Origin of the sequence: Pseudomonas viridiflava (genome assembly GCF_001642795.1) — a bacterium.
Lineage (GTDB): Bacteria > Pseudomonadota > Gammaproteobacteria > Pseudomonadales > Pseudomonadaceae > Aquipseudomonas > Aquipseudomonas viridiflava.
Genome location: NZ_LKEH01000017.1, coordinates 19,713 through 31,314, shown reverse-complemented (window position 1 = coordinate 31,314; position 11,602 = coordinate 19,713). Strand labels below are relative to the sequence as shown.

The 11,602-nt window shown below is 59.2% G+C and carries 7 protein-coding genes and 2 pseudogenes; 3 read left to right on the top strand and 6 right to left on the bottom strand.

Annotated elements, in window-relative coordinates; genetic code table 11:
- Positions 1–78: 78 nt before the first annotated feature.
- Both AO065_RS01375 and AO065_RS01370 read right to left on the bottom strand, forming a co-directional pair.
- On the bottom strand, positions 79–2,718 hold the full coding sequence (locus AO065_RS01375) for an autotransporter family protein (RefSeq protein WP_004884465.1): 2,640 nt from the start codon (positions 2,716–2,718) through the stop codon (positions 79–81).
- Positions 2,719–2,967: 249 nt separating this feature from the next.
- Positions 2,968–4,170: an MFS transporter gene (locus AO065_RS01370; RefSeq protein ID WP_004884466.1), complete on the bottom strand. Its 1,203-nt coding sequence runs from the start codon at positions 4,168–4,170 to the stop codon at positions 2,968–2,970.
- Between the two features lie 162 nt (positions 4,171–4,332).
- Between AO065_RS01370 and AO065_RS01365 the strand changes: the two genes are divergently transcribed.
- Complete coding sequence (locus AO065_RS01365; RefSeq protein WP_004884467.1) at positions 4,333–5,466, top strand: lactonase family protein; 1,134 nt, start codon at positions 4,333–4,335, stop codon at positions 5,464–5,466.
- Positions 5,467–5,561: 95 nt separating this feature from the next.
- Here the strand turns inward: AO065_RS01365 and AO065_RS01360 are convergent, their stop codons facing one another.
- The 3 genes and pseudogenes from AO065_RS01360 to AO065_RS01355 form a co-directional block, all read right to left on the bottom strand.
- Entirely contained in the window at positions 5,562–7,151 is a 1,590-nt protein-coding gene (locus tag AO065_RS01360; protein ID WP_004884468.1) for an ABC-F family ATPase, read from the bottom strand.
- A 20-nt stretch (positions 7,152–7,171) separates the two neighbouring features.
- Positions 7,172–7,391 (bottom strand): annotated as a pseudogene (locus tag AO065_RS27675) (hypothetical protein); the annotation flags it as partial.
- A gap of 70 nt (positions 7,392–7,461) precedes the next feature.
- Positions 7,462–8,238: a c-type cytochrome gene (locus tag AO065_RS01355; RefSeq protein WP_043302787.1), complete on the bottom strand. Its 777-nt coding sequence runs from the start codon at positions 8,236–8,238 to the stop codon at positions 7,462–7,464.
- Positions 8,239–8,619: 381 nt separating this feature from the next.
- On the opposite strand from AO065_RS01355, the pseudogene AO065_RS27670 reads away from it, so the two are divergent.
- A pseudogene (locus tag AO065_RS27670) lies at positions 8,620–9,471 on the top strand (nitrate- and nitrite sensing domain-containing protein); the annotation flags it as partial.
- The gene (locus AO065_RS27665; protein ID WP_411828634.1) at positions 9,451–10,593 is read left to right on the top strand and encodes a methyl-accepting chemotaxis protein; all 1,143 of its coding nucleotides are present in this window, start codon (positions 9,451–9,453) and stop codon (positions 10,591–10,593) included. The pseudogene AO065_RS27670 and the gene AO065_RS27665, both read left to right, overlap by 21 nt.
- A gap of 95 nt (positions 10,594–10,688) precedes the next feature.
- Here AO065_RS27665 and AO065_RS01345 read toward each other — a convergent pair whose 3' ends face one another.
- Entirely contained in the window at positions 10,689–11,489 is an 801-nt protein-coding gene (locus tag AO065_RS01345; RefSeq protein WP_004884471.1) for a hypothetical protein, read from the bottom strand.
- Positions 11,490–11,602 lie beyond the last annotated feature (113 nt).

Below are 11,602 nucleotides of genomic sequence, written 5' to 3'. Positions count from 1 at the left end.
ACTGGCTTTACGCAATCGCCGATAAGCCGCCTTCTTCTTTCAAAGGTTTTGTGCGGCAGGGCGCTGGCTGCAACTCGGTTACCAACTCAGCCTGATCCCGACGCTGAAGCCTGTTTGTTGTGTGTCACTTCCGCTCAGCTCCCGCCTGTGATCCGCGCTCAGGTAAACACCCAGGTTTTCAGATGGCTGTGCTACCAATCCGGCACCCAGACTCGCGGTTTTCGAATCATGTTCTGTTCTGATTCTGTCGGCGCTTTGATAAATAACGGTGTCGTGGCCATTGGCGTCGCGCCAGAGATCGGTCCTCATATAGGGCTCTACGGGCACTCCCCAGGGTCTGTAACGACCCTTTAACCGTATGCCCAAACGCCCCGTGTTTCGGGACGGGCTATCAAATTCGAGAGAGGATATCCCGTCGTGCTGATCGTCCAGATCGACACGCTGGTGAATGACCTGTACCTGCGGTTCTGCCACCCAGTTGGCGCCAACAGGCAAGGGATAACCGGCCTCTATCGACAGACTCACTAGGTGACCGTCGAGATCAACGCGCACGCCACGCTCGGAGCGGCTTGAGCCGTCGAGGCGGGTGCCCATCGCCACAGCGTCCACATAGCCTTGGCGGGGACCGATCAGCGTCCAGTACGCGCCGATGCTGTCGCCTCGAAGGCTCAATCGGCCGGTACGAGTGTCCTCGAATCCGCCCGCGAAGCCCTTGATGCGTCCTTTCAGGCGATTGTTCGCCACGAAGATGCCGACCCGCTGGATAGCGCCATCGCCAGGCTGCCAGGCAAACAGGTCGTGGCCGATCTGATAGCCCTCAAGCGAAGCGTCAAGGCTCGGGCTGACCGTACCGGACCAGTGCTGTTTGAGATCACTGCCAAATACACGTGCCCAGCCTGCCGGTCTCGCACCCTGTTGATTCAGCAAATGCTGATCGCCCTGGCGTTCGTGGAAAGTGCCTAACGAGGACATCGCCAGAAGGGCAGCGGCAGGCGCTATGACGGAGTAGTTCGGCACCTCCTGCCGATAAAGCGCGACAGGAGCCGCACCGCGCAGGGGCTCGGGCAGTGGCGGTGTGCCCACGGCCGGAACGGGCAGGGTGGCTGCAGGTTGCGGGATGGTTGGTTCGGGTGTTGGTGGAACAGGTTCGGCAGGAGATTCAGGCTCAGGTGGTGGCGTTGGCGTTGGCGTTGGCGATGGTGGTGTAGGTGCTGGCTCCGGCGCTGGATCAGGCTCGGCAGGCAGGCTCGCAATCGTCAGTGGTGGTGAAAGCACGGAGGAACGCAGGAACCAGCTGTTCTCGCTGCCCGCCGTGGCACCGCCCTTGAACAGGTAATACTGGTACGCCCCGACCGACAGCGAGTTCTCCAACGAGAATGCGCCGTTGTCACTGGTTGCCCCTTGAATGGCCTGGACCACTTCGATGCCGTTGCTCTGGGTCAGCGCGCCCGGACCACCTTCGTTGATGACGGTCATGCGCGTGGCTCCGCCGATTCGACCCTGGGCGATCACCAGCCTGTCACTGTCGGCGCTGTCGTCGCCCAGCACCGACTGCAATAACAACTGCCCGTTGAGACCGGTGTAATTACCTTGCACCGTCAGGGTGTCCCGAGCGAATCCGCTGCTCAGGTCCAGGGTGCCTGCATTGTTCAGCGTGGCGGGCGTGGCGCTGTTGAATGACCTGATCGCGCCTGACGCGGATGACAGGCGACTGCTGGCATCCATGTTCAAAACCCCGGTTCCGCTGGCGCTGTCTCCCAACGTCAGGTCGCCCGCCAGGTCCATCCGTGAACCGTTGTTCAGATTCACTGTTTCCCACTGCCGGTAGCGGGCGGGCACTGCCGAGGTCGTGTTGTCCAGCGTCAGCGTATCGCTGCCCGTTCCGCCATCGAGCACGCTGCTGGTGCTGAGGTAATACTCGCTCAGGTTGTACAGGCGGGCGATGTCGTCGCCTTCGGCCATCAGTACGCTGCCCGTCACGTTGCCGCCATCACGCCAGGTGAACTGGTCTTTGCCGAAGCTGGCCCTGATACCGCCGAGGATTTCGCCGCCACTGAGGATCAGTCGGTCATCACCGCCACTGACGCTGACTGCGCCACCGATTCTGCCGCCGGACACGTTGATGGTGTCGCGCCCGAAGCCGGTGACCAGATTGCCAATGATCGTGCCGCCGGAGAGATCGAACAGGTTGTCGTCCAGCTTCATGTCCACCCGCCCGATACTGCCGCCACTCATGGTCGCCCGGTCGCCATCCTCGAACGCTCTGGTGATGATGCCGCCCGTCATCTGGAAGGTATCGAGTCCGTCGCCCTGAGCCAGTGAGCCGATGCTGCCCCCGCTCATGATAAAGGTGTCCGGTTCCGCTCCCTGGCTGATATCGCCGGTGACGATGCCCGCGGACAGTGAGAACCGGTCTCTGCCAGCGCCTTGCATGACATTACCGGTAATACGGCCCGAGCTCATGTCGACGCTGTCCTGACCTGGGCCGAACGTGACGTTGCCATTGATCGAGCCGCTGCCACCGGCAGGTAAAATCAGCGTGTCGTTGGCTCCCGACCAGGTCACTGCGCCGCTGCTGCCGCTGTCACAGGTTTGCGTGTCACTGCCGGGCGTCGACACCAGATCGCACGCGCCATCGGCGTAGGGCGAAACGATCACCAATAGCGCGACGGTCAGAAGTTTGCCTTTGCCACATTGCGGGAACTGCTTGAGGGTCATGACTGCTCTCCCTGTGAAGTGGTCAGGGAGGCATGAAAAGGTTGCGTCGGGTGCCCGGCTGCCACGTCAGTGACGTCGCGCTGGAGGCTGGCGACGACTGCTCTGCCAGCCCACGGAAAGGGCCGCACCTTCAAGTCAAGGATGGATCCCGTTCAGCGTCAAGAAGTTGACCGACCGGCGGCAAAGGGATTGGCTGAATTCGCAACCTATGGAGCAAGAAGGTAAAAGCTTATAGCGTAATGAGCGTTTTCAGCCGGTTTTGCGAGCTCGACGAGACAGCCAGACAGTCAGCAACAAGGCGCTCACCGACAGCAGGGAGGCGTAGAAAAATATCCAGTCATAACCCTGACCGAGCGCGATGGCACCCATCACTGGGCCGGCAATCGCCAGCGCCAGATCAAAGAACACCGCGTAGGCACTCAAACCTGCGCCTCGACTGGGCGTCGGCACGCTCTTGATCGCTTCGACGCCCAGCGCCGGGTAGACCAGAGACAGACCGATACCGGTCAATCCCGCGCCAGCCAACGCGAAGCCGCTGCTCGGTGCAAGCCACAGTAATACCAGTCCACAAGTTTCCACCGCCATGCAGAGAATGGCCGCGTTGAACCCGCCGAGTCGATTGATGGCCCCGATGAATAGCAGCCGGGCAAGGATGAAGCACACCCCGAACATGCTCAGGCAATAGGCTGCGCCTTCCCAGCCACGGCTCAGGTAGAAGAGGGTGATGAAGGTGGTCAAGGTGCCGTAGCCGATGGAGGACAATGTCAGCCCCAAACCATAGGGCGCAATGCGGCCGAACACCGACCAGTAGGGCAGGCGTTCGCCGGTAATGATGGGCACTGAAGGCTTGTTGCGGATCAGCCACAACGCCAGGCCTGCCATGACGATCAGCGCAATACCCAGGCTGTTGAAGCCGACAGCGTCGATCACCACCACGCCCAGTGGTGCACCGATGGCGATGGCGCCGTAGGAGGCAATGCCGTTCCACGAAATCGACTTGGCAGTGTGTTCCGAACCGACCTTGCCGATGCACCAGCTGATGGTCCCGACGCCGATCAGTCCTTGGGAAACGCCCAGAAACAGGCGGGCCAGAATCAGAATCGACAGGCTCGCAGTGGGAAAAGGCTCAAGCAGAGTGGCCAGCAAGGTCATTGCGCCACTGATGCCAATGCCCCACAGGCCGAAGACAATCGCGCGTTTGCTGCCCAGTGTATCGGTGGCCCGACCGGCATAGGGGCGGCTGAGCAGGGTGGCGAGGTATTGCGACGCGATGGCCAGACCTGCGATCAGCGGACTGAAACCCAGCTGGTCATGAACATAGCCCGGCAGCACCGCGATCGGTAGGCCGATGCACAGGAAGGCGATGAAGGTGTAGAGAACGATGGAAACGATTTGCAGCGTGATCGTGATCGAACTGGGCTGCACGGCAGATTGTTCAGGTGAGGCAGGCATCGGGCTCGTTCGCTGGCAGGCGGTGGGCGTGCATCATCATGGCCCGCGTTGCCCATAAATGAAAGCACGCTAACGGTTTATCTATCGCTTCACGGCGCTGTTGCCGTTGCGTTTGGATAGTCATAGGATGACTGATCACAAACAATAACAAAAAGGTTTTCCATGAAAAAAATCCTCCTGCTGGCCGCCGCGGTCGGCTGCTCGTTCGGTCTGCCGGTCCAGGCATCGACCTTCGCTTATATCTCAAGCCCCGCTGATGGTCTCATCTCGCAGTACCAACTGGACGACGCCAGTGGTGCGCTCAGCCTGGTCGAGCAGACCAAGGCAGGCGATCAGGTCAACCCGATGGCGCTATCGCCCGACGGCAAGGCGCTGTTTGCAGCGTTGCGCGCCAAACCGTATCAGGTGGTCAGCTTCAGCATCGAGCCTGTGACCGGGCATTTGAAGCCCTTGGCTCAGGCGCCATTGGCAGAAAGCCTGGCGTACCTGTCCACCGACCGCAGCGGCCGCTTTTTGATGGGGGCTTCCTATGGCGCCGATTTGCTGAGCGTGCAGCCCATCGACGCCCAGCATCGCCCCAGCGACAGCATTCAGACCTACAAGACCGGTATGCACGCGCATTCGGTACGCACCGACCCCAGCAATCGGTTCGCCTATGCAGGCAACCTCGGCGTTGATCGCGTTCTGCAATACCGCCTGGAGCCCAAGGACGGCAAGCTGGTGCCGATCGGTGAGGGCTATGTGACGGTTCCGGAAAACACCGGGCCGCGCCACCTGGCGTTCGCACCGAATGGCAAATTCCTCTACGTCGTCGGCGAAATGAGCGGCACCGTCACGGCCTTTTCGATCGATGACAAGACCGGTGGCTTGAAGCAGGTCAACCAAGCCAACGGCATTCCCGCGCGTCTGAAGCTGGCTCCGGGGCAGGCGCGGGATGCGCGTAACAACGACTTGAAGGACGATCCGACACCGCGCATCTGGGCCGCTGACGTGCGTATTTCGCCAGACGGCAAATGGCTGTTCACGAGCGAGCGCACCAGCAGCAGTGTGTCGGTGTTCAAGGTTGACCCAGCCACTGGCAAGGTCACCTTCGTGGAAAACTATCCGGTTGAGGAAAAGCAGCCGCGCAACATCGCGGTGGCCCCGAACGGGCGCTGGTTGCTGGTGACCGGAGAGAAAGCCGAGAAGGTCGGCAGCTACAGCATCGCAGCGGACGGCGCATTGAAGCGCGTCAGTGAAGCGCCGTCAGGCAAAGGCGCATTGTGGATCGAAATGCTCAGCCAGCCTGCTCAGTAATACCACCCGTTTTGTTTGGGTGGTTCTGAAACGCAAAACCCCTGCCGCAAGGGCAGGGGTTTCAGGTACAGCAAGTGCGATTCGAGGCGTCTGGCTTAGAACGCCACGCCCTGGCTGCGCAGGTAGTCATCGTACGTACCGCTGAAGTCGATCACGCCGCTCGGGCTCAGCTCGATGATGCGCGTGGCGAGCGAGGACACGAACTCACGGTCATGGCTGACGAACACCAGCGTGCCGGGGTAATTTTCCAGCGCGAGGTTGAGGGCCTCGATGGATTCCATGTCCAAGTGGTTGGTCGGTTCGTCCATCACCAGCACGTTCGGCTTTTGCAGGATCAGCTTGCCGAACAGCATGCGACCCTGTTCACCACCGGAAATCACTTTGACCGACTTGAGGATCTCGTCGTTGGAGAACAGCATGCGGCCCAGAGTGCCGCGAACCAGCTGCTCGCCGCCCTGGGTCCATTGACCCATCCAGTCGAAGAGGGTGCTGTCGTCTTCGAAATCGTGAGCGTGGTCCTGCGCGTAGTAACCGATCTCTGCCGACTCGGTCCACTTGATCGAACCTGCATCCGGTTGCAGCTCGTTGACCAACGTGCGCAGCAGGGTGGTCTTGCCGATACCGTTCGGGCCGATGATCGCCACGCGCTCGCCGGCTTCAACGGTGAAGCTGAAGTCCTTGAACAGCGGTACACCATCAAAACCCTTGGCCATGCGCTCGACCACAACCGCCTGACGGTGCAGCTTCTTGGTCTGCTCGAAACGAATGAACGGGCTGACGCGGCTGGACGGCTTGACCTCGGCCAGCTGGATCTTGTCGATCTGCTTGGCGCGGGAGGTGGCCTGCTTGGCTTTCGAAGCGTTGGCCGAGAAGCGGCTGACGAACGACTGCAGCTCGGAAATCTGCGCTTTCTTCTTGGCGTTGTCGGATAGCAACTGCTCGCGGGACTGGGTCGCCACGGTCATGTATTCGTCGTAGTTGCCTGGGAACAGACGCAGTTCGCCATAATCCAGGTCAGCCATGTGGGTGCACACGCTGTTCAGGAAGTGACGGTCGTGGGAGATGATGATCATCAGGCTGTTACGCTGGGTCAGGATGTTTTCCAGCCAGCGAATGGTGTTGATGTCCAGGTGGTTGGTCGGTTCGTCGAGCAACAGCACTTCAGGATCGGAGAACAGCGCCTGCGCCAGCAGCACGCGCAGTTTCCAGCCGGGCGAGACTTCGCTCATCGGGCCGTTGTGCTGTTCGATGCCGATACCCAGGCCCAGCAGCAGTTCACCGGCGCGGGACTCGGCGGTGTAGCCGTCCATTTCCGCAAACTCGGTTTCCAGCTCGGCCACGGCCATGCCGTCGTCTTCGCTCATTTCCGGCAGCGAGTAGATGCGATCGCGCTCGGCCTTGACCTTCCACAGCTCTTCGTGACCCATGATCACCGTGTCGAGCACAGTGAATTCTTCGTAGGCGAACTGATCCTGGCGCAGCTTACCCAGACGCACGTTCGGCTCCAGCATCACCTGACCACCCGAAGGCTCGAGATCGCCGCCCAGGATTTTCATGAACGTGGACTTACCGCAGCCGTTCGCGCCGATCAGGCCGTAACGGTTACCGGCACCAAACTTGACCGAGACGTTCTCGAACAGGGGTTTGGGGCCGAACTGCATCGTGATGTTAGCTGTGGAGATCAATTACTTTACCTATCAATAGCTTATGGTGCGCTTATTTGGGCCGGGATCCATTCAGGGCCAATCAGGAGCCTTTCCGGTTCGCTCCAGTCCGGGCTCGAGTTGATCCATCGCGCATGCGTCGACAGCAGCATCAGCGCGTTATGGCCGAGCTGCCGGGAGATAAATGCGGGGGTTCATGCCAGACATAGCGCGCATTGTCGCATAGGTATGGCGACAGTTGTATGGCGGGCTGAAGTGGATGTCCAGATTCTCCACAAGACCGTGCCATTGAGGGGCCTTTCGTTCTACTGACGCACCATGACGAAAGCGATCAGGGTTTTACCTTGCGCCCAGCCATATGCTGTAAATACGCGATCAACTTCTCCAGATCCGCATCCGGCAATACCGCTTCCGAAAACCCCGGCATCTTTGCCTGCGGCCACTGCCGCAGATCCTGTGGATTGCGAATGTAGCGTTTGAGGAAGTCCGCTCCCAGGTACTCGGTCGGGTTGTAGGGGATATTCAAATCCGGTCCGAACTGCGCATCACCAGCACCGTTCAAGCGATGGCAGGCCAGACAGTTTCGCTGAAACAGGGCAAAACCCTGATTGATCGGATCGTCAACCTTCAGAGCAGGGGCCGGCAACAGCGCGGGGAAGCGTTCTGCAACCGAGGCCATGCGCTTGATGCTGGCCACCTCGAATGGCCATTGTTCCGGGCTGATGTTTCCAGCCTGCGGATCCGTCCATACCAGATAGAAAGGCCCCGCGCCGGGCTTGCCTTCAGCCAGTGGCGGCCACGGATGGGCGGGGTCCTCGATCGCCAGCCAGGCCCGTGCGCCTTGGTCATTGAGTAGCGGGGCGGCCGCCAGTTCGGCGGCAAACCCGTCCAGGGCCACGGCCTGCAGGTGATCGTCAGGCTTGATTCCGGTCAGCAATGCAGCCAAGGGCACTGCGCTATAGGTCATGTCCCGGTGGTAGGAGACATCGTCTTTTACAGTAATGGCCTGCAACTGGGGATGGGTAAGCAATTCTTCGGTTTGCCAGGTGCGGCTGCTCTCGCCGAGTTGCAGTTCCAGTTGAGCAGCATACAAAGGCATGCTCAACATCAGAGCGCCGAACACAATAAGTGTTTTCAAAGTTCCGCCCTCGCTTTTGTGTTATCGAGCGTAAGCCGGTTATACAAAGGCATGGTTTCGCGGTCCAGTGAAGAAATCGACAGGTGCCCATGCTGTGCTGTTTCGAACAGAGGTAGAGGGCTCTCGACGCTGTGGGGCGGGACGGGCATACCACATCGCGCCTGACAAAGGCTGCCGCCATGGCCGCTAAATGCAATCACACAGATCAAGCTTGGCACTTTGCAGCCGAAACAGTCGAACGGAGGAAAAACAGGCTACGGCAGGCTGCTACTGAATCATCTTCGGCTATTAGAAAACGTCACCTTCATAGAACGTTCGCCCGAGGTCGTTTTAACCAAAAGTGTGCAAGTCATGAGGTCTGCAATGCTTAGAAACGCCCCTTTGAGTACCAAACTGCTACTTATTCTGATGTTCCCTCTGCTGGGCTTTCTGGCCTTTGCGGGGATTTTCGTGGCTGACAAAAGCGATACGCTCGGTTCCATGAACCGGGCTGTTACCGCTACCAATGCTGCACAGAAACTGAGCGATGTCGTTACTACTATCCAGCGTGAACGCGGCGCCAGCGGTGTATTTCTGGGAAGTGGTGGCAAGTCCATGCAGAACGAGCTGAAGACCTTCCGCCAGGAAACCGACAAGGCGGTGGGCGTGATGCGAGCGCAAACGACCGAGGGTATTCCTGCGCCGGACAAGGTGCTTCGTGCGATGGATGATCTGATCGCGCTGCGCCTCAAGGTTGATTCGCAGGCAATCAACAATACTGAATCCGGTGCCCGCTTTACCGACCTGATCAAAGTCTTGATCGGCTTCAATTATTCTCTGGAAGCCAGTATTGATGATCCACAGATCCTGCGTGGGTTGAGCTCGCTCAACCAGTTCGTGGACATGAAGGAGCGCGCTGGCCGCGAGCGTGTATTGCTCGGTCTGGCGTTCAACCAGAACCGCTTTGACGCAGCGCTGTTGTCACGCTTCAGCCGCAACCTCGGTGAGTTCTCGGGCTATTTCGAAGCCTACCAGCGCTGGTCGCCTGTCGAATTCAAGAACAAGCTGGATGCCGTTCTGCAACAGCCCGGCTCACTGGAAGTGGCGCGCCTGCAGCGTCTGGGTTTCGATACGCCGCTGGGTGATCCACTCAACATCAAGCCGGAAGACTGGTTCAACCTGGCCACCGTTCGCATCGACCTGATGGCCAAGGTGGAGGCAGAGCTGGGGCAGATGGTGGTGGGTCTTGCCAGTGATGAGCGTACCGACGCCGAACGCAGTCTGTACGTGGCAATCGCGATCGTGGTCCTGATGTTGATTGCCGTGCTGTGGCTGGCATCGGTCATCATTCGCAACATCAAGATCGCCGTTGTTGATGTGAATCGCACCCTGATCTCGCTTTCGACCCGTGACCTGACAGCCAGGACTCTTTATACGGGCAAGGACGAGTTTGGAGAGATTGCCCGCAATCTTGACAACATGGCCCTGCAGATCAGCGAAGTCATCCGCGAGATTGGCAGCGCCACCGCACAGGTCGCCACCGCGGCCGAGCAATCATCTGCCGTAGCCCTGCAGACCAGCAACAACGTGGCGCAGCAACGTCAGGGCACTGACCAGGTCGCCACTGCCATCAGCGAGATGAGCGCTACGGTCAAGGACGTCGCACGCAGCACCACCGATGCCGCCGAGATGTCACAGCGCGTCAATGCCAGCACTCTGCAGGGCAAGACTGAAATCGAAAACACCATCAGCCTGATTCAGGGATTGGAGGTTCAGGCTGAACAGACCTCGCGGATCATTGGCGAGCTCAAGGGTGAAAGCGATTCGATCTCTTCGGTTCTGGATGTGATTCGTGGTGTTGCCGAGCAGACCAACCTGCTGGCACTGAACGCTGCCATCGAGGCTGCCCGCGCAGGCGAGCAAGGCCGTGGTTTCGCCGTGGTCGCCGACGAAGTGAGGAACCTGGCCAAGAAAACCCAGGATTCCACCGTCAGCATCCAGAACATGATTGCCAACCTGCAGTCCGGCTCTGATCGGGCCGCCAGTTCCATGCAGGAAACACTGGGCAAAGCAAAGGAGGGCGCGAGCAACGTGGTGCGTGCCGGTGAGTTGCTGGAAGAAATCGCCGAAGGCATTGCGTCGATCAGTGATCGCAATATTCAGGTGGCTTCGGCCGCCGAAGAACAAAGTCTGGTCGCCGAGGAGATCCACCGCAACGTCAACGACATCAACACGCTGGTGGTTCAGGTCAGCGCAGGTGCCGAGCAGACAGCCGTCACCAGCCGCGAGCTGGCTCGACTGGCCGAACAGCAGCAGGGGCTGGTCGGTCGTTTCAAGGTGAGCTGATCCAAAGGATCTGTTCTGATATCAAAGGCCTGTAAGCGTCAGCTTGCAGGCCTTTTTTGTTGGTCGTTGGCGCAGGTCATTCCGATGCCGCAACATCATCCGTTATAGCCCGAAAGCCCCAGCATGTGTCGAACACCCTCCAGGCTCAGCCTGGGGATGACGTCGTCCGGTACTCTGGATGTCGCCGACAGGTTGTAGACTTGAAAGTCGTCCCCCATCACCGAGTTCGCCATCAATTTCAGGGAAGGCAGGATTCGCGATTCATAGTGTTGGTCAAGTCCGCACGGGGACAGTCTGGCCCCAGGTGTTTCGTAGTAGCGGCCTGCCGATTGATTCATGTCGAAACCCACCAGAAACACCTTGCTGAAGCCAAGGTGATGGGCAAGTTGCAGGGCCAGGTACATGACGGTGCGGGCGTCGAAAAAGCCCAGGCTCATGTCCTTGCTGAAACCGATGTCCCTGCTGCGTCGGCTGAACAGTGAAAGCTTTCTGACCAGATCGGATCGCTGTTCGAAAAGGCTCGCGGCACCCAGCCGGTCGGCCTTCTTCAGCGCATAGACATTGCCCCTGGGCGAGCCTCGGAGCTTCCCGATCTGGCTGTCCCACAAGGCGATGTTGTCGCTGCTGCGCATGGCCTGGGCAAACAGTTCCGGCTGTTGCCTGGAGAAGTCCCGGTCCGAGCAGACGTAGAAGTGGGGACTGATTCCTGCCTTGGTAAACATGGAAATTGCCCCATTCATCGTAATCATGGGGATGCAGGAAAATTCCCTTATCGGGAAGTCTGCTGCCGAGGCGCCTGAACCCACCAGAAAGACCGGCCCCGCCGAGTTGCCCTTGCAGTTGCCGAAGTCTTGCTGATCACAAATATCATCGGAAACCTCGATGGCAACAGGCATAGGATAATCCGTTACTTTCGAAAAGTGTCTAATCATCGTGATGGCTTATTGATGTTATATGGTGCAGGTTAGTTACATACGCTGGTGTTGGATGATATCACCCTGCATCTAAA

Bases quoted from the DNA above. Each gene is read 5' to 3' on its own strand.
- AO065_RS01365 (WP_004884467.1), top strand. From the start codon at position 4,333: ATGAAAAAAATCCTCCTGCTGGCCGCCGCGGTCGGCTGCTCGTTCGGT.
- AO065_RS01370 (WP_004884466.1), bottom strand. From the start codon at position 4,170: ATGCCTGCCTCACCTGAACAATCTGCCGTGCAGCCCAGTTCGATCACG.
- AO065_RS01345 (WP_004884471.1), bottom strand. From the start codon at position 11,489: ATGCCTGTTGCCATCGAGGTTTCCGATGATATTTGTGATCAGCAAGAC.
- AO065_RS01355 (WP_043302787.1), bottom strand. From the start codon at position 8,238: ATGTTGAGCATGCCTTTGTATGCTGCTCAACTGGAACTGCAACTCGGC.
- AO065_RS01375 (WP_004884465.1), bottom strand. From the start codon at position 2,718: ATGACCCTCAAGCAGTTCCCGCAATGTGGCAAAGGCAAACTTCTGACC.
- AO065_RS27665 (WP_411828634.1), top strand. From the start codon at position 9,451: ATGGCCAAGGTGGAGGCAGAGCTGGGGCAGATGGTGGTGGGTCTTGCC.